The organism is Pseudomonas sp. Eqa60 (genome assembly GCF_018326405.1).
Taxonomy (GTDB): domain Bacteria; phylum Pseudomonadota; class Gammaproteobacteria; order Pseudomonadales; family Pseudomonadaceae; genus Aquipseudomonas; species Aquipseudomonas protegens.
Window position 1 is genome coordinate 5,130,831 of the sequence record NZ_AP024342.1, and the last position, 20,984, is coordinate 5,151,814.

Sequence of the window (20,984 nt, forward strand, 5' to 3'; positions counted from 1 at the left end):
GGCGCTTGAACGGGCGCGAATAACCATAGCTCAAGTAATGGCTACTTGCCGCGTCAGATGAGCTCAGGCATAAGGAAACGAAATTCGACAAGGAAGTACATCTTGCGCCTCATCTATCGTGTGTTGCTGTTGATTGCCGTGCTGATCGGCATTGTCCTGGCAGTGGTCCTATACTACGTGGCCAATCCGAAACTCCCCGACTATGTACCCGTTGAACAGGTGCACTACCTGGACCAATGGGATGCCAAGGATCGCCAGACCTACTATTTCACTCCCCAGGGCACCCAGGTCAAAGGCCTGCGCTATGAATGGTTCAGCGCTCTGGAGCTACCGTTCTCCGAGCAGTCCTTTGCCGCTCCCGAGTACCTGGCCCGCTTCGGCTTCCTGGTGGAGCCGGGACAGAAAGCCACAGCGCAGAATCCCGGCAACCTGCCCGTGGGCTTCGCCCGCCATCAGAATCCGGGCAGCGCGGAACAATACCTGGACATCACCTGTGCTGCCTGCCACACCGGCGAGCTGCGTTTCAACCATCAAGCCCTGCGCATTGATGGCGGCTCGGCGCAGCACGTACTGCCGTCCAGCGTACCGACCCTGCGTGGTGGCAGCTTCGGCCAGGCCCTCGTGGCCAGCCTCACCAGCACCTACTACAACCCCTGGAAATTCGAGCGCTTCGCCCGCAAGGTGCTGGGTGCCGACTACGAAGCCAGGCACGAACAACTGCGCAAGGACTTCAAGGTCTCACTGGATAACTTCCTGCGGGTGGCCTGGAACGATATCCATCGCGGCCTCTATCCAACCGAAGAGGGTCCGGGCCGTACCGACGCCTTTGGCCGCATCGCCAATGCCAGCTTCGGCGACGCCATTTCCCCTGAGAACTATCGGATTGCCAATGCCCCGGTGGACTACCCGCAACTCTGGGATATCTGGACCTTCGACTGGGTCCAGTGGAACGGCTCGGCGCAGCAACCCATGGCGCGCAATATCGGCGAAGCCCTGGGGGTTGGCGCCACCCTGAACCTGTTCGACGCCAACGGCCAACCCCTCACCGGCGAGGCCCGCTACCCTTCCAGCGTACGTGTCCGCGATCTCAACCTGATCGAGGAAACCTTACAGCGCCTCAAGCCACCGGCCTGGCCGGAAGCCTTGCTGGGCACGATCGACAAGCCGCTGGCCGCCAAGGGCCGCGAGCTGTTCGCCAGCAACTGTGCCGGCTGCCATGTACCCTCGGTCAGCGACAACAACGGCCGCCCCGTGCAGCAGTTGAAAATGCTTCCGGTAGCGGTGATTGGCACCGACCCGAATTCGGCGAGCAATATCGCCGACCTGCGCTATGACCTGAGCTCCTTGCAGTGGGATACCGCCGAACTGGCCAGGTCCAACGTCGAGCTGCACCCGACACCCAGCGAACCGCTGGACCTGCGTCAACTCTCGGCTGCCAAGGGCCTGGCCTACATCACGGCCTTTGTCGAAGAGCGCGCCTATCGCGACGCCAAGGTCACCCCCGAGGAACGCCCGCGGCTGGACGGCTACGGGCTGCCGATCGGCGTACGCGAGTTGCGCGCCTACAAGGCCCGCCCGCTGGCCGGGGTCTGGGCCACACCGCCGTACCTGCACAACGGCTCGGTACCCAACCTCTATCAACTGCTGTCTCCGCAATCAGAGCGCTCGACAACCTTCTACCGCGGCACCTTCGAGTACGATCCCAAGCACCTGGGCTATCGCCCGGAAGCCTTCAAGAACGGTTTTGAATTCGATACCCGCATCAGCGGCAACCACAACAGCGGCCACGAATTCCGCGCCGGCCAGCGTGGCAATGGCGTTATCGGCCCACTGCTGCAGCCAGAAGAACGCTGGGCCTTGCTGGAATACCTGAAAGTGCTGGGCGGACCATTGGAGTCGCAATTGCCATGAAACTCGATCTCGCCAGAAAACGACCGTCCCTGCTGGCCCGACTGTGGCTGCGCCTCGGCGCCTTGCTGGGCAGGACCCTGTTATTGCTATTGGTCATCGGCCTGCTGGGCTGGGCACTGTCCAGTGCCTGGTTCGCCTGGCACCACCGAGGCCCGGTAGCGGTGCAGGAGCAGGTTCCTGCCGATGAGGCAGCCCGCACCCAGGACATCATCCAGACCGCGGTGCGCATCGTTGACCAGCACCGCGAAGGCACCCGCTACCTGCGCGATGCCCATGCCAAGGCCCACGGTTGCGTGAAGGCGCAGGTCCAGGTCCTCAACGACTTGAGCCCGCCACTGCGCCAGGGAGTATTTGCCACCCCTGGCCAGACCTGGCAGGCCGTCGTACGCCTGTCCAACGGCAACGCCTACCCGCAGTTCGACAGTATTCGCGACGCCCGCGGCATGGCGATCAAGCTACTGGATGTTCCCGGGCAACAACTGATGGCGTCGGAATCACAACGCCGTGAACAGGACTTCGTGATGTTCAATCATCCGAATTTCTTCGTCAGCGACGTAGCCGAATATCAGCAGAACATCGCCGCCCAGGCGGACGGCAAGAAAGTCGGCGCATTCTTCCCCGGGTGGGATCCGCGCACCTGGCAGGTACGGCATCTGTTCATCGCCCTGGCGACCCTGTCACCGGCCCCGGCCAGCCCGACCCAGACCACCTACTACTCGGTCTCGCCCTACAAGTTCGGCAATGCCAACGCCAAATTCCGGGTCATGCCGGACCCCGAGAGTTGCCCGGCCTACAGCCTGCCAGCACAGAACCAGGATCTGCCCAACTTCCTGCGCAGCGCCCTTACCCAGCAACTCTCCACCGATCGGGTTGGCGCCTGTTTCGTACTGCAGGTCCAGCGCCAGGACCCGAACCGTTTCATGCCGATCGAAGACACCAGCATTGAATGGAAAGAAAGTGACGCCCCCTTTGAAACGGTGGCGCGGGTAACCCTTCCCGCCCAGGACTTCGATACCCCGGCGCAGAACCTGGCTTGCGACAACCAGTCCTTCAACCCCTGGTTCGGCCTGGAAGCCCATCGCCCCATCGGCGGCATCAACCGTCTGCGCAAGGCGGTGTATGAAGCCGTCAGCGACTACCGGCACAGCCGTAACGCCGAGCAGTAGGCAAAAACGCAAAAAGCGGCCCGAGGGCCGCTTTTTTCATGCGCAGGATTCGAACCGATACAAATCCCAGACAGCAAAAAGCCCGCATTGAGCGGGCTTTGTGTGGCGACCTGGCGTTCAGTGTTCCAGGTTGCCGAATATGGCGCAGCGGACGGGACTCGAACCCGCGACCCCCGGCGTGACAGGCCGGTATTCTAACCGACTGAACTACCGCTGCGCGTAGCGTTGAAAGTAAGTGGTGGGTGATGACGGGATCGAACCGCCGACATTCTGCTTGTAAGGCAGACGCTCTCCCAGCTGAGCTAATCACCCTTTACCTTCGTTGCGGGGCGCATTATGCCACAGAAATTCTTAAAGTGTTGATTTAATTAATAATTTTATTAAAAAAACCAAATTTCCATGTACAGCAACACAACCCACGTAACTCTTTACAGCAAAAAGCCCGCGTTAGCGGGCTTTCTGTGGTGACCTGGCGTTCAGTGTTCCAGGTTACCGAATATGGCGCAGCGGACGGGACTCGAACCCGCGACCCCCGGCGTGACAGGCCGGTATTCTAACCGACTGAACTACCGCTGCGCGTAACACTGAATGCGAATGGTGGGTGATGACGGGATCGAACCGCCGACATTCTGCTTGTAAGGCAGACGCTCTCCCAGCTGAGCTAATCACCCTTCACGTTCGGTGTGGCGCGCATTCTACGGAGCAGCCCCCACTCTGGCAAGCACTTTTTATAATAATTTTTTCAGGCCTTCCAAAGGCTTAGCGAAGGGTTGGCCTGAGCAGCAGCGAAGAGAATAATGCCCTCCTTTGTATAAAGGAGAGATTCACCCCATGTGGTTCAAAAACCTGCTGATCTATCGCCTGACCCAAGATCTGCCTTTTGATGCTGAGGCGCTGGAAACTGCACTGGCGACCAAACTGGCGCGCCCCTGTGCAAGCCAGGAGTTGACCACTTACGGTTTCGTCGCCCCTTTCGGCAAAGGTGAAGACGCCCCGCTGGTTCACGTCAGCCAGGACTTCATGCTGGTAGCCGCGCGCAAGGAGGAACGCATCCTGCCTGGCAGCGTGGTGCGCGATGCGGTGAAGGAAAAGGTCGAAGAGATCGAAGCCGAACAGATGCGCAAGGTCTACAAGAAGGAACGCGACCAGATCAAGGATGAAATCATCCAGGCCTTCCTGCCCCGTGCGTTTATCCGTCGCTCCTCGACCTTCGCCGCCATTGCCCCGAAACAGGGCCTGATCCTGGTCAACTCGGCCAGCCCGAAGCGCGCCGAAGACCTGCTCTCCACCCTGCGCGAAGTCCTCGGCACCCTGCCGGTTCGCCCGCTGACCGTGAAGATCGCCCCCACCGCGATCATGACCGACTGGGTCAAGACCCAGAAAGCCGCCGACGACTTCTTCGTACTCGACGAGTGCGAACTACGCGACACCCACGAGGACGGCGGCATCGTGCGTTGCAAGCGCCAGGACCTGACCGGCGAGGAAATCCAGCTGCACCTGAGCACCGGCAAGGTGGTCACCCAACTGTCCCTGGCCTGGCAGGACAAACTGTCCTTCATGCTCGACGACAAAATGGTGGTCAAGCGCCTGAAGTTCGAGGATCTGCTGCAGGATCAGGCGGAACAGGACGGCGGTGATGAAGCCCTCGGCCAGCAGGATGCCAGCTTCACCCTGATGATGCTGACCTTCGGCGACTTCCTGCCGGCGCTGTTCGAAGCCCTGGGCGGCGAGGAGATTCCGCAGGGCATCTGACGCCTTGCCCGGATAACCGCTACGCACTAGACGCCACCGCCTTCGGTGGCGTTTTCACATAATAAGGAACAGGTCATGCGCGCACTGGCTGCACTGAGCCGCTTTGTCGGCAACACCTTCGCATACTGGGTACTGATCTTCGCCGTCCTGGCATTCTTCCAGCCTGGCTGGTTCGTCGGTCTCAAGGGCGCCATCGTGCCGCTGCTGGGCCTGGTGATGTTCGGCATGGGCCTGACCCTGAAACTCGAAGATTTCGCCGAAGTGGCCCGCCACCCATGGCGCGTGGCCCTGGGAGTGGTGGCCCATTTCGTGATCATGCCCGGGGTAGCCTGGGTGCTCTGCCAGGCATTTCACCTGCCGCCGGAAATCGCCGTCGGGGTGATCCTGGTCGGCTGCTGCCCAAGCGGCACCTCTTCCAACGTGATGACCTGGCTGGCCCGCGGCGACCTGGCGCTGTCGGTGGCCATTGCAGCGGTTACCACTCTACTGGCCCCACTGCTGACCACGGCGCTGATCTGGTTGCTGGCCTCGGCCTGGCTACCGGTCTCGTTCATGGAGCTGTTCTGGTCGATCCTGCAAGTGGTGCTGCTACCGATCGTGCTGGGAGTGCTGGCCCAGCGCCTGCTGGGCCAGCGGGTGCAGCACGCGGTGGAAGTACTGCCGCTGGTTTCCGTGGTGAGCATCGTCATCATCGTCACCGCGGTGGTGGCCGCCAGCCAGGCGAAAATCGCCGAGTCGGGCCTGCTGATCATGGCCGTGGTGATGCTGCACAACAGCTTCGGCTACCTGCTGGGCTACTTCACGGGGCGTCTGTTCAAGCTGCCACTGGCGCAGCGAAAATCCCTGGCCCTGGAAGTCGGCATGCAGAACTCCGGCCTGGGCGCGGCCCTGGCCAGCGCTCATTTCTCGCCACTGGCGGCGGTACCCAGCGCCTTGTTCAGCGTCTGGCACAACATTTCCGGGGCCCTGCTCTCGACCTATTTCCGGCGAATGGAAGATCCAGCCGAACAAAAGCTGGAAATACAGCGAGGCCATGACTGAGGAAAAAAATACTCGCCCACGTGAGAGTGGGCAGTATACTGCGCATCGCGAGGACGACCTCGCGACTCATTCGAGCGATCAATTCCGGGGACGACCCCATCAACCGATGAGGTAGGCATGTCCTGGATCATTCTGTTTTTTGCCGGTTTGTTTGAAGTGGGCTGGGCCGTCGGCCTGAAATACACCGATGGCTTCAGCCGCCCGCTGCCCACCGCCCTGACCATCATTGCCATGGCCATCAGCCTCGGCCTGCTGGGCCTAGCGATGAAGGAACTGCCCCTGGGCACGGCCTATGCCATCTGGACCGGAGTCGGCGCCGTCGGCACGGTGATCGCCGGTATCATCCTGTTTGGCGAATCCATGGCTCTGGTGCGCCTGGTCAGCGTGGCGCTGATCATCGCCGGCCTAGTGGGCCTGAAAGTCAGCGCCAGCTGAAAAGCCCAGGCAGAAATGAAAACGCCCGCAAATGTGCGGGCGTTTTCGTATCCGGCAGCTAGCGCCGTGGGCCCCGCAACTGCGCCACCATGGCCTGCAACTGCGCCGGTTCGGCTGCGTCCACCGCCACCGATGGCCCGGCCACCAGGGTCACTCGCGACCAGAAGCGGTGGAAGAAACCCTTGCTCGGATCGCGACTGAAGAAGCTGCCCCACAAGCCTTGCAGAGCCATGGGAATCACCGGCACCGGGGTTTCCTCGAGAATCCGTGTCAGCCCGCCCTTGAACTCGTTGATCTGGCCATCGGCAGTCAGCTTGCCCTCGGGAAAAATGCACACCAGTTCGCCATCGCGCAGATACTGGGCAATGCGCTGGAAGGCTTTTTCATAGATCTGCAGATCTTCATGCCGACCGGCGATGGGAATGGTTCCAGCGGTACGGAAGATGAAGTTCAGCACTGGGAGGTTGTAGATCTTGTAGTACATGACGAAGCGAATCGGCCGACGCACCGCACCGCCAATCAGCAAGGCATCGACGAAAGACACGTGGTTGCACACCAGCAGGGCAGCGCCTTCATCAGGGATCAACTCCAGGTTGCGATGCTCGACGCGGTACATGGAATGGCTGAGCAGCCAGATCATGAAACGCATGCTGAACTCGGGCACCACCTTGAAGATGTAGACGTTGACCGCAATGTTGAGCAGCGACACCACCAGGAACAGGTGGGGAATGGTCAGCTGGACCATGCTCAGCATCACGATAGAGACAATCGCCGACACCACCATGAACAGCGCATTGAGAATGTTGTTGGCGGCTATCACCCGGGCCCGCTCGTTTTCCGGGGTACGGGACTGGATCAGGGCATACAGCGGCACTATATAGAAGCCGCCGAAGATCCCCAGGCCAAGGACATCGAACAGCACCCACCAGGCATGGGCAAAACCCAGCACTTCAATCCAGTCATGACCCGTGGCGCTTTCCGGGATACCACCGGAATGCCACCACAGCAGCAGGCCGAACACCGTCAGGCCAAAGGAGCCGAACGGTACCAGGCCGATCTCAACTTTGCGCCCCGACAGCTTCTCGCACAGCATCGAGCCTACGGCAATCCCCACCGAGAACACCGTCAGGATCAGGGTTACCACGGTCTCGTCGCCGTGCATCCATTCCTTGGCATAGGCCGGAATCTGGGTCAGGTAGATGGCGCCGACGAACCAGAACCAGGAGTTGCCGACAATCGAGCGCGACACCGCCGGGGTCTGCCCCAGCCCCAGGCGCAAGGTGGCCCAGGACTGGCTGAAGATATTCCAGTTCAGGCGCATCTCCGGGGTCGCCGCGGCAGCCCGGGGAATGGCGCGGCTGGCCAGGTAGCCCAGTACCGCCACACCGATCATGGCGCTGGAGACTATCGGCGCGTAATGCTCCGAGGACATCATGACCCCAGCGCCGATAGTGCCGGCCAGGATCGCCAGGAACGTGCCCATTTCCACCAGGCCGTTGCCTCCCACCAATTCCTCTTCACGCAAGGCCTGGGGCAGGATCGAATACTTCACCGGGCCGAACAGCGCCGAGTGGGTGCCCATGGCGAACAGGGCCACCAGCATCAGCGACAGGTGATCGAAGGCGAAGCCCACCGCCCCCACCACCATGATCGCGATCTCCCCCAGTTTGATCAGGCGGATCAGCGAGTCCTTGGCGAACTTCTCGCCAAACTGCCCGGCCAGGGCGGAAAACAGGAAGAACGGCAGGATGAACAGCAAGGCACAGAGGTTGACCCAGATCGACCGGTCACCCTCGATGCTCAGCTTGTAGAGAATGGCCAGGATCAGCGACTGCTTGAAGATGTTGTCGTTGAAGGCACCGAGGGATTGCGTGATGAAAAACGGCAGGAACCGCCGCTTGCGAAGCAAGGTGAACTGCGAAGGGTGACTCATCTTCCATGTCCCTGAGTGGCGTGGATACTGTTATTGGAATGTCGAATATCGATCCAGGCCACAACCTTACCTATCTTTGCCGATTATTTCCGTAACCCCGCAATGCACGGCGAGACAAACAGCTCTCCTTTATAAGCCCCCTGCACCGTGCGCTTGGCCACGATCAGCCACATCACCGCCAGCGCCGCCACCAGTACCGCGCCAAACACACTGAAAAAACCCAGGTGCAAGGTGCTGCCCAGTTTAAGGGTGGCCAGCGAATACACGCCCAGAGGAAAGGTAAAGCCCCACCAGCCAAGATTGAAGGGTATGCCTTCGCGCAGGTAACGGCGGGTGATGAGCACGGCCATCAACATCCACCACAGACCGAACCCCCACAGTGTGAGCCCCGCCACCAGGCCCAGGCCGGCGGCAATCTCACCGACGCCGGGCAAGCCATTGGCGGCGAAGATCGCCGGTGCATCGGCGCCCAGCACCAGCATCCCCAAGGCACCGGTGCCGATTGGCCCCAGGGCCAGCCAGCTCGACGCCGCCATGCTTTCATGGGGCAGTTTGTGCAGCGCCATGCGCAACAGCAGGATGGTCAGGATGCTGAACGCCACCGGCAGCGAAAAGGCCCACAGCACGTAGCTGGTGCTGAGCATTACCAACTGCCCGTGGGCATCCAGCAGATGAGGCGCAAGCAGGCCGCCACTGGCCGCCGCCACTTCGGCCGCCACCACCGGCAGCAGCCAGACCGCGGTCATCTGGTCGATGCTGTGTTCCTGGCGGGTGAACATCATGTAGGGAATCAGGATCCCGCAGGCCAGGGACATGGCCACATCCAGCCACCACAGCAGTTGCGCCACCTCCACCACACCATCGCCCCAGCGAGGCATGCCGAACACCAGCAAGCCATTGATGATGGTCGCCAGGCCCATGGGGATGGTGCCGAAGAACATCGAGACCGTGGAGTGCCCGAAAATCCGCCGCGCCTCGTCGAAGAACAGCACCCAGCGCGCGGTATACATCGCGGTAAACAACAGGAACAGGGCGATGGTCAGCCACCAGAAACCCTCTGCCACCTGGTGCAAGCCGGGAACCTCGGCCGGCCACTGGGCCAGCGCCAAGGCCAGAACCCCGGTACCCATGGTGGCGGCGAACCAGTTGGGGGTGAATTGGCGAATGGCTTCGAGGGGATGCGGCAGATGGCTCAATGGCCAGTGGCCGGTTTTAACGCTATTGGGGCATGTCATGGTCGTGTCTCCTGTCCTCCGATGAGGTAGGAAACATGGTAGAACCTAATCGAATATCTATATAACGGGTAATCTCTCTATCTGTTATCTATTTTGCAGATAAACATCTATGCACGGCCCCAGGAGCGATCACCGCAATCGGACCACGCCCGTATCTGATTGGCGTACAGCACCTCTCCCCTGCGGCTTCCCAGGCACAATCCCGCAGCCCTTGACGCCTGGGGCTCAAAGCCCCGACGCCCCACACGCCGCCACCGGGCGCTGGCGTATCAGGGCCAGCAGCGCCCCGAGGGACAAGAGAACCAGTACCGCACCATAGCCGTCAGTAGTAGCGATCAGGCCGAAGCTGCGGGTCAGGTTGCCAGCCAACAACGCCGGCAGGCAAAAGGCCAGGTAGCTCAGCACATAAAACGCCGACATCAGGCCCGCACGCTCATGAGGCAGGGCCAGTGGTACCACACTGCGCAGCGCACCGAGAAAACCGGCGCCAAAGCCGCTGCCCAGCACCAAGGTGCCAAAGAAGAACAACAGCAGGCTGGCGCTATGCACCGCAGCAAGGATCAACATCACTCCCGCCGCCAGCATCCCGGCGCCCAGGCGCAGCACCCTGTCTGCAGGATGCTGACGCAGGGAATAGATCATCAGCGCGCCGCTGAGTGTCAGCACCGCCACCAGGCCACCGCCGATCAGGTTCGAGGTAGAGCCGGTCGCCGCACGGACCAGCGAAGGCGCCAGCGACAGATAAAAGCCGCCCACCGCCCACACCGCCACGTCCACCGGCAAGGCCAGCCATAACGCGCGCCGCGCTTGCACCGGCACATGCAGCGTGGGTTTCAGCGACGCCCAGGCACCGGGTTGCGGGCTGACACTTTCCGGCAAGCGCCAGACATACCCGGCCTGGAGCACGAACACCCCGAGCAGCAGCCAGTAGCTCAATTGCAGCGGCCAGGGCGCAAACTCCACCAACAGGCTGGCCCCCATGGCTCCACAGGCCATGCCCAATAGCGGAGCAACGCTACTGACCAACGGCCCCTGCTGGCGATCGGTATCCAGCAGGGCCGCCCCCAGCACACTGGTGGCCATGCCGGTGGCAAAGCCTTGCATCACCCGCGCGGCAATCAGCCACTGCACTCCGCTTTCATTGATGAACAGCAACATCGCCAGGATATTGAGCAGTAAGGCGACAAAAATCACCGGTCGCCGCCCCAGGTGATCCGACAGCGACCCTACGGTCAGCAGAGCCGCCAGCAGGCTCATCGCGTAGACCCCGAATATCAGGGTCAGCACCGCCGGGGAAAAGTGCAGGTTTTCCTGATACAGGTGGTACAGCGGGGTCGGTACGCTGGAGGCAGCCAGAAAACTCAACAGGGTAATAGCCAGAAACACCAGACTGCGACGGTTGGACACGCAAGTGTCGATAGCACCAGACATAAGCTCGCTCCACTAAAGCTAATATTTTGCTTTTGTGCAGTGTGCTACCCGCCAATGCTTAAAGCAAATTCTTTGTGTTAAGGTGCCGCCCCATGGCTATCAAAGAAGGTTTGCGCCCCGGCGGCCGTAGCGCCCGGGTCCAGGAATCCATTCACACCGCGGTCCGCGAGCTCCTTGAAGAGCAGGATCGCTCGTCCCTCACCGTGCCGCAGATCGCCGCCCGAGCAGGCGTCACTCCGTCGACCATCTACCGGCGCTGGGGCGACCTGTCGGCCCTGCTGGCCGATGTCGCCCTGGAACGAATGCGTCCGGACAGCGAACCGGCCAATACCGGCAGCCTGCGCGGCGACCTGCGGGCCTGGGCCGAACAGTATCTGGACGAAATGAGCTCGGAGCCCGGGCGCAACATGATGCGCGATGTGCAATGCAGCGCGACCCCGGGCTATTGCGTGACCATCCTCAGCGGGCAGTTGCAGTGCATCCTCGAGCGCTATCAGGGCCACACGGAACACCTGCCGGACATCGACCGCCTGCTGAACCTGCTGGTAGCACCGACAGTGTTTCGCATCCTGTTCTCCGCCACGCCACTGCCGGTTCAGGAACTCCATGAACTGATCGAGATCGCTCTGCAGCCGTAGCCCTTCCCCGCCTCGGCTCAGCCCTGCGACATCAGGCCGCGCTGATACCTTGGTCGACACTGACGCCAATCCAACATCGTGCCAGACTGTCTGGCCGGGCTGAGGTGCCCGGTGTCTTTGTTCCGGAGTTTCCATGTCGTTGTCCAGCGGGCTGATCGCCGCCGTTGCCCTGGCCTATATGGCCATCATGTTCGCCATCGCCTTCTACGGTGACCGCCGCAGCGCGCCACTTCCGCCGCGGGTGCGGGCCTGGGTATACAGCCTGTCGCTGGCGGTCTACTGCACCAGCTGGACCTTCTTTGGCGCGGTGGGCCAGGCGGCCGAGCAGCTCTGGGCCTTCCTGCCGATCTACCTCGGCCCCATCCTGCTGCTGGTGTTCGCCCCCTGGGTGCTGCAGAAGATGGTGATGATCAGCAAGCAGGAGAACATCACCTCGATCGCCGACTTCATTGCTGCCCGCTATGGCAAATCCCAGTCGCTGGCGGTGGTGGTGGCACTGATCTGCCTGGTGGGGGTACTGCCCTACATCGCCCTGCAGCTCAAGGGCATCGTGCTTGGGGTCAACCTGCTGATCGGTGCCGGTGCAGACGCCATGGGCACCCGCGCCCAGGACACGGCGCTGATCGTGTCGCTGATCCTGGCCCTGTTCACCATCGTCTTCGGGACCCGCAACCTCGATGCCACCGAGCACCACCGCGGCATGGTACTGGCGATTGCCTTCGAATCCCTGGTCAAGCTGTTTGCCTTTCTCGCCGTCGGCGCCTTCGTCACCTTCGGCCTCTATGACGGCTTCGACGACCTGTTCAACCAGGCCATGCTGGCTCCGCGCCTGGAGCAGTACTGGAAGGAAACCATCAACTGGCCGTCGATGGTGGTGCAGACCGGGGTGGCGATGATGGCGATCATCTGCCTGCCGCGGCAGTTCCACGTCACCGTGGTGGAAAACATCGAACCCCAGGATCTGCGCCTGGCCAAATGGGTGTTCCCGGCGTACCTGGCCCTCGCCGCGCTGTTCGTGGTGCCCATCGCCCTCGCCGGGCAGATGCTCCTGCCCAGCAGCGTATTGCCGGACTCCTTCGTCATCAGCCTGCCCCTGGCCCAGGCCCACCCCGCCCTGGCTCTGCTGGCATTCATCGGCGGTGCCTCGGCGGCCACCGGCATGGTGATCGTCGCCAGCGTGGCGCTGTCCACCATGGTCTCCAACGACATGCTGCTGCCCTGGCTGTTGCGCCACAAGAATGCCGAGCGGCCGTTCGAAGTCTTCCGCCACTGGATGCTCTCGGTGCGCCGGGTGAGCATCGTGGTCATCCTGTTGCTGGCCTACGTCAGCTATCGCCTGCTGGGCTCCACCGCCAGCCTGGCCACCATCGGCCAGATCGCCTTCGCCGCCGTGACCCAACTGGCACCGGCCATGCTCGGCGCGCTGTACTGGAAACAGGCCAACCGCCGCGGTGTATTCGCCGGCCTGGCTGCCGGCACCTTCATCTGGTTCTACACCCTGATCCTGCCCATCGCCGCCCACAGCCTGGGCTGGTCCCTGAGCAGTTTCCCCGGCCTGGCCTGGCTGCACGGCAATCCGCTGAACCTGCCGATCACCCCGCTGACCCAAGGCGTAGTGCTGTCCCTGGCGGGCAACTTCACCCTGTTCGCCTGGGTTTCGGTGCTCTCGCGCACCCGAGTCTCCGAGCACTGGCAGGCCGGACGCTTCATCGGCCAGGAAATCAGCGGCCGCCTCAGCTCCCGCTCGATGCTGGCGGTACAGATCGACGATCTGCTGAAACTGGCCGCGCGTTTTGTCGGTGAGGAACGTGCGCGCCAGAGCTTCATCCGCTTCGCCTATCGTCAGGGCAAAGGCTTCAACCCGAACCAGAATGCCGACGGCGAGTGGATCGCCCATACCGAGCGCCTGCTGGCCGGTGTGCTCGGCGCCTCTTCCACCCGCGCGGTGGTCAAGGCCGCCATTGAAGGCCGGGAGATGCAGCTCGAAGACGTGGTGCGCATCGCCGACGAAGCCTCCGAGGTGCTGCAGTTCAACCGGGCCCTGCTGCAAGGGGCGATTGAAAACATTACCCAGGGCATCAGCGTGGTCGATCAGTCGCTGAAGCTGGTGGCCTGGAACCGCCGCTATCTGGAGCTGTTCAACTACCCCGATGGGCTGATCAGCGTGGGCCGGCCAATTGCCGACATCATTCGTCACAATGCCGAGCGCGGCCTGTGCGGACCTGGCGAGGCAGAAGTCCATGTGGCCCGGCGCCTGCACTGGATGCGCCAGGGTCGAGCTCATACTTCCGAGCGGCTGTTCCCCAATGGCCGGGTCATCGAACTGATCGGCAACCCCATGCCCGGCGGCGGCTTTGTCATGAGCTTCACCGACATCACCCCGTTCCGCGAAGCCGAGCAGGCCCTCACCGAGGCCAATGAAGGGCTGGAACAAAGAGTGGCTGAGCGTACCCACGAACTGTCGCAACTCAACGCAGCACTGACTGAGGCCAAGGGCACGGCGGAAGCGGCCAACCAGTCGAAGACGCGTTTTCTGGCCGCGGTCAGCCACGATCTGATGCAACCGCTGAACGCCGCGCGCCTGTTCTCCGCGGCACTGTCCCACCAGGACGACGGCCTGTCCGCCGAAGCCCAGCAACTGGTGCAGCATCTGGACAGTTCGTTGCGCTCCGCCGAGGACCTGATCAGCGACCTGCTGGACATCTCGCGCCTGGAAAACGGCAAGATCACCCCTGATCGCAAGCCCTTTGCCCTCAACGAACTGTTCGACACCCTGGGAGCCGAATTCAAGGCCCTGGCCCAGGAACAGGGCTTGCAGTTCCGGGTGCGCGGCAGCCATCTGCGCATCGACAGCGACAGCAAGCTGCTACGTCGGGTGCTGCAGAACTTTCTGACCAATGCCTTCCGTTACGCCAAGGGCCCCGTTTTGCTGGGAGTGCGCCGCCGTGGTGAAACGTTGAGCCTGGAAGTCTGGGACCGGGGGCCGGGTATTCCCCAGGACAAACAGCAGGTGATCTTCGAGGAGTTCAAGCGCCTGGACAGCCACCAGACCCGCGCCGAGAAAGGCCTGGGCCTGGGCCTGGCGATTGCCGATGGCCTGTGCCGGGTGCTCGGCCATCCGTTGCAGGTACGTTCCTGGCCCGGCAAAGGCAGCGTATTCAGCGTCAGCGTGCCCCTGGCCCGCAGCAGCGTGGTGGCTCCAGGCAAGGCAGCCGAGCTCAACGGCCAGTCCCTCAATGGCGGGCAAGTGCTCTGCGTCGATAATGAAGACAGCATTCTGATCGGCATGAACAGCCTGCTCACCCGCTGGGGCTGCCAGGTCTGGACCGCCCGCAACCGCGAGGAATGCGCGGCGCTGCTCAAAGAAGGCATCCGCCCGCAACTGGCCCTGGTGGACTACCACCTGGATAACGGCGAGACCGGAACCGAGGTCATGGCCTGGCTGCGCACGCAACTGGGCGAGCCGGTACCGGGGGTCGTGATCAGTGCCGATGGGCGCCCTGAAATGGTCGCCCAGGTCCATGCAGCGGGCCTGGACTATCTGGCCAAGCCGGTGAAGCCGGCGGCCTTGCGCGCCCTGCTGAGCCGGCACCTGCCCCTGGGCTGACGGGCCTTTGGCGGATTACTCCGGCAATTCCAGCTCGCGTCCTTCGGCGTCGGTCATGGCCCGCTCCAGCAAGTCCGCCGGCAAGCTCTTGCTGGCCCGGGCGCCAAGCAGCTTGAGCTGCTCGCTACGGCTGACCAGGTTGCCACGCCCTTCAGTCAGCTTGTTACGCGCAGCGGCGTAGGCCTTGTCCAGTTGTTGCAGGCGATTGCCCACTTCATCCAGGTCCTGGATAAACAGCACGAACTTGTCGTACAGCCAGCCGGCGCGCTCAGCGATCTCCCGGGCATTCTGGCTCTGGCGTTCCTGCTTCCACAAGCTGTCGATCACCCGCAAGGTGGCCAGCAACGTGGTTGGGCTGACGATCACGATATGCCGGTCAAAGGCTTCCTGGAACAGATTCGGCTCGGCCTGCAGAGCCGCGGAAAACGCTGCCTCGATGGGCACGAACAGCAGCACGAAATCGAGGCTGTGCAAGCCTTCAAGGCGCTTGTAATCCTTGCCGGCCAGACCTTTGACGTGATTGCGCAAGGACAGCACGTGCTGTTTCAGGGCCGCCTGGGCGACCTGCGGATCGTCGCTACCGACGTATTGCTGGTAAGCCGTGAGGCTGACCTTGGAATCCACTACCACCTGCTTGTCACCCGGCAACATGATCAGCACGTCAGGCTGGAAGCGCTCGCCATCCGGGCCCTTGAGGCTGACCTGAGTCTGATACTCGCGGCCCTTTTCCAGGCCGGCGTGCTCCAGCACTCGCTCCAGAATCAGCTCGCCCCAGTTGCCCTGAGTCTTCTGGCCCTTGAGGGCACGGGTCAGGTTGGTGGCCTCATCGCTCAGGCGCAGGTTCAGCTGTTGCAGGCGCTCCAGCTCCTTGGCCAGGGAGAAGCGCTCCCGGGCTTCGGCCTGATAGCTTTCCTCGACCCGCTTCTCGAAGGACTGGATACGCTCCTTGAGCGGGTCCAGCAACTGCCCAAGGCGCTGCTGGCTGGTCTCGGCGAAACGCTGTTCGCGCTCATCGAAGATCTTCCCCGCCAGCTCGGCGAACTGGGCGCGCAACTCATCCCGCGAGCCTTGCAGATCGGTCAGGCGCTGCTGGTGGCTGTCCTGCTGCTCACGAAGCTCGGCATTCAAGGACGCCGCCAGGGCATCCAGCCGGCGCAATTCGTTTTCTTTGGCGGCTCGTTCCAGGTTCCAGGCGTGGGCGGCATCACGGGCGTTATCGCGCTCGATCTGCAGCAATTCGACCTCGCGGCGCAGGGCTGCCAGGTCCGCCTGCTTCAGAGCATTGGCCTGGCTCAGGTCGCTGACTTCATCGCGGCTGGCATCCAACTGTGCTGCCAACCCCTCCTGGGCCAATTGGGCCGTGGCCAGGCGCTCTTCCAGCAGGCTCAGCTCAGTCTGGCTGGAACTGGCCCGACGTTGCAGTTGCCAGGCCAGAACCAGTAGCGGCAGCGCCGCTCCCGCCAGGCCAAGCAGCAAGCTGGTCACGTCCATAGCCATAGCGATTCCTGCCGTAGAAAGAAGAAATGAAGGTTAACCAAGCGTCCGAGTGTTGGACAGCTCAGTCTTCGATCCGGCCCAGCTCCAGTTGCGCACGGCGGTCGCCGGCACGGGCAGCCTGGCGCAACAGGTCATGGCCGATGCGACGATCACGGGCGTTGCCGCATTCGCGGCACATCAACTGGCCCAGGCGACTCTGCGCCGCGACCACGCCTTCCCGGGCCGGCTGCTTGAGCAGGCGTCCAGCAAAATGCTTGACGTTGGGGTTGTGACCAAGGCGCGGGCTGTCCAACAGCCAGAGAGCAACGCGCAGGGAAAACCGCTTGGGTTCGGTAACACTGGCAGGGGTCGCGGTAACAGAAGGTGATACGGAGCGAAACTTCATAAAGCACTGTGGGGCAGATCGGAAGGCGCGCCACTCTACTCCTTTTTTCGCCCGGGTAAAGCCTAAAAGAGCCAGCACGCCCGTCCTAGAGCAAGCGCTTGGGACAATCCACAGAAGCTGTGGATAACTCAGTGGACAACCCCTCCACAACCCTCCCAAAGCCCCATGAGACGGGCCTTGCAGTCAAACTGACGATTTTTTCACCAGTAAAAAAAAGCGATGTTTATCATTGACTTAAATTCTCGAGACAGGCTAAGGGGCGGGCGTTGGGGAAGGTGACAACGGGGTGACACGCTGCGCAACAAGTGTGCACAACCTTGCGCAGATTAACGCCGGTAACGCACTGTTTTCGTACACGCCACAACAGCAACGGTTACACAGCTGATGCTTGAGCCTCTGGCCTCTTCTGAAAGTTTTTTCCTAGCACACTTGCATTATGTCGTTCAACCCAATAGAATCCTCGCCGTTAGTACCAAGCTGAAAGTCAATTCTGGTCGAACAAGTCCCATCGACAGCGTCTCCAACCGAGCACAACGTCGAACACCAAGGACCGACCACCTCGATGGTTTCCAGGTAAAGCTCACCCTATCGCCCTTGATACGAATTCAACGGCAGTGCTCGAGCCATTTACTCTGACCGAACCAACCTGCAAATTGATCAGGATCTCCACCCTGGGCCCCGAACCTTTGCCCTTGCTGTGTTGCCTGCCCTCCTAAGTACCTACCTGCCAGCCCTAGCGCAACCAATCAACGCGCTGCAACTGGCTGCTTTGTTCCAGTCAGGTTCTTCGTTTGACCAATGCTGGTCGACGTTTACTGGAACGTTTTAACGTTGCACGGTTCTTAACCGTGTCATTTGTAGGAACACCTAATAATTATGTCTACTCAAATCCAGACTCAGGATGCCATTCGCACCCTAACCCACGCCTTTGCACCGTTGAACTGCCTGATCATGGCCGCTCGCAAAGGTTGCTTCAGCTTCACTCTGGTCAACGAACATGGGATCGCCCGTCACAGCGAACGCCTGTATCCCGACCAGTATTCCAGCGCCGAACCGCTGCAGGCAGTGATCGAACGTGCGCGCCAGGCCCTGGTTGCCTGATACGCCGAACTGCTGAAAACCCTGAAAAGCCTCGCCTGATCGCGGGGCTTTTTATTGCCTGCAATTCGCCCATTTACCCTACAGAGCAAAGTACCAATCGATATAAGGCTTATAACAAGAGGACGGAAATATTTTAAAAACAGTCCTTTACAGCACAGATATGACACTACACTTCAACTCAAGCGGCCTGAACCGCTTCCGGCAAACCTGATCCTTTTTTGCTGCCAAGCGCCCTTCAGGTTTCGCCGGCCATTTCACACTTCGAGGGCTTTATGGGTATCGCCGCCAGCGAGTTGTGCCGCTATGTGATCCGCCCGACGCTGATGTACCTGGGCAGCCATAGCAAAACCGCTGAAGTCCTGCTGCTGGGCATTGCCGCCAGCCAATCGGCGCTGGGCTCAGCCCTGCACGATCGTCGTGGCCACGGCCTCTACCGCATCACCGAATTGCGCCATCAAGCCCTCTGGGACCAGTACCTGGCACTGGATCCGGAACGGGCCAGCCTGGTTCGCGGGCTCGCCAGCCAGCATGCGTTCCTCAGCGGGCCGCACCTGGAACTGACCGTCAACCTGCGTTACGCCACCGCCATTGCCTGGTTGCTGGTGGAAGAACAACACACGCCGCTCCCCGCTGCCGACGACCTGCTCGGCATGGCCCGCATCTGGAGGAAGACCTTTCAACCACAAGGACGTTTAAGAGATTTCGCCTGCGCCTGGCAGACCTGCATTGCACCGTTAAACCAGGTCGCCTGCTGACAACGACTTTTGCAAAATCGGAGAAAGAAGCCGATTTTGGTCGGATTGTCCTACAAAACCGCTCTAAATCAACTGTTGCAGCCTATAGCGCCGAGATCGAAATGTTGGTAATTTTCGCCTCGGTGATCACCAGGAGTTCTAATAATGAAAAAAGTAATGCTCAAATCCACCATAAGTCTCGCGGTTGCACTTGCCTCTACCCAACTTTTCGCCAGCGGTTTTGCTCTTAACGAACAAAGCATCAGCGGCATGGGTACCGGCTTCGCGGGTCGTTCCTCTTCTGCCGAAGATGCCAGCACCGTTTACGGTAACCCTGCCGGCATGTCCCTGCTGCAACGTGACCAGGTAACTGTCGGCGTAGCGGCAATCGATGCCAAGACCAACCTGAAAAACGTCAAGGGAGGCCCACCCGGCGGCACCAGCGACGGCGACATGGTTCCGTTCACCAGCGTTCCTATGGGGTTCTTCGTCAAACAACTGGGCAACGGCTGGGCATTGGGTCTGGGCGCCTATGCCCCCTTCGGCCTGGTTACCAACTATGAGTCCACTTCTGCCAGCCGCTATTACGGCGACAAGAGCGTAGTCAAGGTCGTCACCCTGCAACCGACCGTCAGCTATGCCTTCAATGACATGGTGTCGATCGGCTTCGGCCCGACCATCAACCGCCTGAGCGGTGAACTGACTTCCGCGACTCCGTTTCCAAACCCTGCGCTCTTCGGCCGCAATGATGGCAGCGTGAAGATCAAGGGTGACGATACCGCCATCGGCTACAACGTCGGCATCATCGTCCAGCCTACCGACACTACTCGCCTGGGCCTGACCTACCACTCGAAGGTCAAGTACAAGCTGGAAGGCCACACCAACATCGCCGGCCCGGGCTTCGGTCCGTTCAATGGCGGCCGTTACGACGCCTCGCTGGACATCACTACTCCGGAAGTCGTCGACTTCTCTGTCACCCAGAAACTGGATGACCAGTGGACCGTCTACGCAGGTAGCACCTGGACTCGCTGGAGCCGCCTGAAAGACATCACCGTGAACAACGAAGGTGTTCCTGCCCTGCTTGGCGGTTCCAGGGGCCCGATCGGCACCATCACCGAGCCACAGAACTGGCACGACACCTGGGCCTCGGCTGTTGGTGTTTCCTACAAGGTCAACAAAGAGTGGGTTCTGCGCAGCGGCCTCTCGGTTGACCAGGCGCCAACCAACAACACCGACCGTTCCGTACGTATCCCTACCGGTGACCGTAAGGCCATCAGCTTCGGTGCCGGCTACAGCCCGACTGAAGACCTGACTCTGGACCTGGCGGTTTCCTACCTGAAGGAAGAAGACGTCAACGTCAACAGAACCGGCAAAGGCAATGCCTACAGCGCTACTTACCAGAACAGCGCATGGGGCTACGGCCTGGGCGCCACCTACAAGTTCTAACGAACTCTAGGCCGCGCAGTTTCAAACCAATAAAAAACCCGCAGATGCGGGTTTTTTATTGGCTAATGAATAGGCTTTCTCAGGATTTCGACGCCAATGCCTTCTCCACCGCTTCGATGAATTCCGGATTGTCCGGTTTGGTCAGGCTGGAAAAGTTGGCAATCACATTGCCCTGGCGATCCACCACGTATTTATAGAAATTCCACTTCGGCGCGCTACTCTGCTGCGCCAGCACCTTGAACAGGTGCACCGCATCCGCCCCCCGAACCTTCTGTGGCTCGGTCATGGTGAAGGTCACGCCGTAATTGACGTAGCAGACCTTGGCAGTCTCCGCGCCATCCTTGGACTCTTGCTTGAAGTCATTGGAGGGCACGCCCACCACTTCCAGCCCTTGATCCTTGTAACGCTGGTACAGCGCCTCAAGGCCTTTGAATTGCGGAGCAAACCCGCAGAAGCTCGCCGTATTGACCACCACCAGCGGCTTGCCGGCAAAGCGCTGGCACAAGTCGATGGATTCCTTGGCGTGCAATTTGGGCAAGGAACCCTGCAACAGGGGCGGACAGTCCGCCGCCCATGCCGAGCCGGCCAAGGTCGCGAGTAAAGCTGGAACCGCAAACCAGCGCATAGCCATGTCCAGAATCCTTGTCAAAGTGTCGGGCTACGACGTTACTC

The 20,984-nt window shown here is 61.1% G+C and carries 16 protein-coding genes and 4 tRNA genes; 10 read left to right on the forward strand and 10 right to left on the reverse strand.

Annotation, left to right across the window (positions count from 1 at the left end):
• Positions 1 to 102 precede the first annotated feature (102 nt).
• Positions 103 to 1,911 carry a di-heme-cytochrome C peroxidase gene (locus KI242_RS22985; protein WP_212805592.1) on the forward strand — a complete coding sequence of 603 codons (1,809 nt, stop codon included), beginning with the start codon at positions 103 to 105 and terminating at the stop codon, positions 1,909 to 1,911.
• Positions 1,908 to 3,077, forward strand: a complete 1,170-nt coding sequence (locus KI242_RS22990) for a catalase family protein (RefSeq protein WP_011062669.1) — start codon at positions 1,908 to 1,910, stop codon at positions 3,075 to 3,077. The genes KI242_RS22985 and KI242_RS22990 overlap by 4 nt, the downstream gene beginning before the upstream one ends.
• A 140-nt stretch (positions 3,078 to 3,217) precedes the next feature.
• Here KI242_RS22990 and KI242_RS22995 read toward each other — a convergent pair.
• From KI242_RS22995 to KI242_RS23010, 4 genes are all read right to left on the reverse strand, one after another.
• Positions 3,218 to 3,294 (reverse strand) — tRNA-Asp (locus KI242_RS22995).
• Between the two features lie 19 nt (positions 3,295 to 3,313).
• Positions 3,314 to 3,389: transfer RNA gene (locus tag KI242_RS23000), tRNA-Val, on the reverse strand.
• A gap of 187 nt (positions 3,390 to 3,576) precedes the next feature.
• Positions 3,577 to 3,653, reverse strand: a tRNA-Asp gene (locus KI242_RS23005).
• A 19-nt stretch (positions 3,654 to 3,672) separates the two neighbouring features.
• Positions 3,673 to 3,748, reverse strand: a tRNA-Val gene (locus KI242_RS23010).
• A 160-nt stretch (positions 3,749 to 3,908) separates the two neighbouring features.
• Between KI242_RS23010 and rdgC the strand changes: the two genes are divergently transcribed.
• The 3 genes from rdgC to sugE all read left to right on the forward strand — a co-directional run bounded on the left by rdgC (position 3,909) and on the right by sugE (position 6,305).
• Positions 3,909 to 4,829, forward strand: coding sequence for a recombination-associated protein RdgC (gene rdgC / locus KI242_RS23015; RefSeq protein WP_011062670.1), 921 nt, complete (start codon positions 3,909 to 3,911; stop codon positions 4,827 to 4,829).
• Positions 4,830 to 4,904: 75 nt separating this feature from the next.
• On the forward strand, positions 4,905 to 5,870 hold the full coding sequence (locus KI242_RS23020) for a bile acid:sodium symporter family protein (RefSeq protein WP_212805593.1): 966 nt from the start codon (positions 4,905 to 4,907) through the stop codon (positions 5,868 to 5,870).
• 117 nt (positions 5,871 to 5,987) lie between these two features.
• Positions 5,988 to 6,305 carry a quaternary ammonium compound efflux SMR transporter SugE gene (sugE, locus tag KI242_RS23025; RefSeq protein ID WP_011062672.1) on the forward strand — a complete coding sequence of 106 codons (318 nt, stop codon included), beginning with the start codon at positions 5,988 to 5,990 and terminating at the stop codon, positions 6,303 to 6,305.
• A gap of 58 nt (positions 6,306 to 6,363) precedes the next feature.
• Here the strand turns inward: sugE and KI242_RS23030 are convergent, their stop codons facing one another.
• From KI242_RS23030 to KI242_RS23040, 3 genes are all read right to left on the reverse strand, one after another.
• On the reverse strand, positions 6,364 to 8,238 hold the full coding sequence (locus tag KI242_RS23030; RefSeq protein ID WP_123472869.1) for an MFS transporter: 1,875 nt from the start codon (positions 8,236 to 8,238) through the stop codon (positions 6,364 to 6,366).
• Between the two features lie 83 nt (positions 8,239 to 8,321).
• Positions 8,322 to 9,473, reverse strand: coding sequence for a TDT family transporter (locus KI242_RS23035; RefSeq protein ID WP_077934619.1), 1,152 nt, complete (start codon positions 9,471 to 9,473; stop codon positions 8,322 to 8,324).
• A 225-nt stretch (positions 9,474 to 9,698) separates the two neighbouring features.
• Positions 9,699 to 10,904 (reverse strand): MFS transporter, encoded by a 1,206-nt coding sequence (locus KI242_RS23040; protein ID WP_041119467.1) that lies wholly within the window; start codon positions 10,902 to 10,904, stop codon positions 9,699 to 9,701.
• 92 nt (positions 10,905 to 10,996) lie between these two features.
• On the opposite strand from KI242_RS23040, the gene KI242_RS23045 reads away from it, so the two are divergent.
• Both KI242_RS23045 and KI242_RS23050 read left to right on the forward strand, forming a co-directional pair.
• Positions 10,997 to 11,542: a TetR/AcrR family transcriptional regulator gene (locus tag KI242_RS23045; protein WP_015636625.1), complete on the forward strand. Its 546-nt coding sequence runs from the start codon at positions 10,997 to 10,999 to the stop codon at positions 11,540 to 11,542.
• Positions 11,543 to 11,675: 133 nt separating this feature from the next.
• Positions 11,676 to 15,149, forward strand: coding sequence for a PAS domain-containing hybrid sensor histidine kinase/response regulator (locus tag KI242_RS23050; protein ID WP_011062677.1), 3,474 nt, complete (start codon positions 11,676 to 11,678; stop codon positions 15,147 to 15,149).
• Positions 15,150 to 15,164: 15 nt separating this feature from the next.
• Here KI242_RS23050 and rmuC read toward each other — a convergent pair whose 3' ends face one another.
• Together rmuC and KI242_RS23060 are read right to left on the reverse strand one after the other, a co-directional pair.
• Positions 15,165 to 16,532, reverse strand: coding sequence for a DNA recombination protein RmuC (rmuC, locus tag KI242_RS23055; RefSeq protein ID WP_162865008.1), 1,368 nt, complete (start codon positions 16,530 to 16,532; stop codon positions 15,165 to 15,167).
• Positions 16,533 to 16,707: 175 nt separating this feature from the next.
• The gene (locus KI242_RS23060; protein WP_011062679.1) at positions 16,708 to 17,031 is read right to left on the reverse strand and encodes a sel1 repeat family protein; all 324 of its coding nucleotides are present in this window, start codon (positions 17,029 to 17,031) and stop codon (positions 16,708 to 16,710) included.
• 876 nt (positions 17,032 to 17,907) lie between these two features.
• Here KI242_RS23060 and KI242_RS23065 point away from each other — a divergent pair.
• The 3 genes from KI242_RS23065 (at position 17,908) to KI242_RS23075 (ending at position 20,312) form a co-directional block, all read left to right on the forward strand.
• A complete protein-coding gene (locus KI242_RS23065) occupies positions 17,908 to 18,132 on the forward strand; it encodes a hypothetical protein (protein WP_011062680.1) in 225 nt (74 codons plus the stop codon).
• A gap of 272 nt (positions 18,133 to 18,404) precedes the next feature.
• Positions 18,405 to 18,887 carry a hypothetical protein gene (locus KI242_RS23070; protein WP_015636627.1) on the forward strand — a complete coding sequence of 161 codons (483 nt, stop codon included), beginning with the start codon at positions 18,405 to 18,407 and terminating at the stop codon, positions 18,885 to 18,887.
• 144 nt (positions 18,888 to 19,031) lie between these two features.
• Positions 19,032 to 20,312, forward strand: a complete 1,281-nt coding sequence (locus KI242_RS23075) for an outer membrane protein transport protein (protein WP_011062682.1) — start codon at positions 19,032 to 19,034, stop codon at positions 20,310 to 20,312.
• 79 nt (positions 20,313 to 20,391) lie between these two features.
• Here KI242_RS23075 and KI242_RS23080 read toward each other — a convergent pair whose 3' ends face one another.
• Entirely contained in the window at positions 20,392 to 20,943 is a 552-nt protein-coding gene (locus KI242_RS23080; protein WP_015636628.1) for a redoxin domain-containing protein, read from the reverse strand.
• Positions 20,944 to 20,984 lie beyond the last annotated feature (41 nt).

What these genes read in the sequence shown, in the direction of transcription:
- KI242_RS22990 (WP_011062669.1), top strand. Translation starts at nt 1,908, where the DNA reads ATGAAACTCGATCTCGCCAGAAAACGACCGTCCCTGCTGGCCCGACTG.
- rdgC (WP_011062670.1), top strand. Translation starts at nt 3,909, where the DNA reads ATGTGGTTCAAAAACCTGCTGATCTATCGCCTGACCCAAGATCTGCCT.
- KI242_RS23020 (WP_212805593.1), top strand. Translation starts at nt 4,905, where the DNA reads ATGCGCGCACTGGCTGCACTGAGCCGCTTTGTCGGCAACACCTTCGCA.
- sugE (WP_011062672.1), top strand. Translation starts at nt 5,988, where the DNA reads ATGTCCTGGATCATTCTGTTTTTTGCCGGTTTGTTTGAAGTGGGCTGG.
- KI242_RS23030 (WP_123472869.1), bottom strand. Translation starts at nt 8,238, where the DNA reads ATGAGTCACCCTTCGCAGTTCACCTTGCTTCGCAAGCGGCGGTTCCTG.
- KI242_RS23035 (WP_077934619.1), bottom strand. Translation starts at nt 9,473, where the DNA reads ATGACATGCCCCAATAGCGTTAAAACCGGCCACTGGCCATTGAGCCAT.
- KI242_RS23040 (WP_041119467.1), bottom strand. Translation starts at nt 10,904, where the DNA reads ATGTCTGGTGCTATCGACACTTGCGTGTCCAACCGTCGCAGTCTGGTG.
- KI242_RS23045 (WP_015636625.1), top strand. Translation starts at nt 10,997, where the DNA reads ATGGCTATCAAAGAAGGTTTGCGCCCCGGCGGCCGTAGCGCCCGGGTC.
- KI242_RS23050 (WP_011062677.1), top strand. Translation starts at nt 11,676, where the DNA reads ATGTCGTTGTCCAGCGGGCTGATCGCCGCCGTTGCCCTGGCCTATATG.
- KI242_RS23060 (WP_011062679.1), bottom strand. Translation starts at nt 17,031, where the DNA reads ATGAAGTTTCGCTCCGTATCACCTTCTGTTACCGCGACCCCTGCCAGT.
- KI242_RS23065 (WP_011062680.1), top strand. Translation starts at nt 17,908, where the DNA reads ATGTCTACTCAAATCCAGACTCAGGATGCCATTCGCACCCTAACCCAC.
- KI242_RS23070 (WP_015636627.1), top strand. Translation starts at nt 18,405, where the DNA reads ATGGGTATCGCCGCCAGCGAGTTGTGCCGCTATGTGATCCGCCCGACG.
- KI242_RS23075 (WP_011062682.1), top strand. Translation starts at nt 19,032, where the DNA reads ATGAAAAAAGTAATGCTCAAATCCACCATAAGTCTCGCGGTTGCACTT.
- KI242_RS23080 (WP_015636628.1), bottom strand. Translation starts at nt 20,943, where the DNA reads ATGGCTATGCGCTGGTTTGCGGTTCCAGCTTTACTCGCGACCTTGGCC.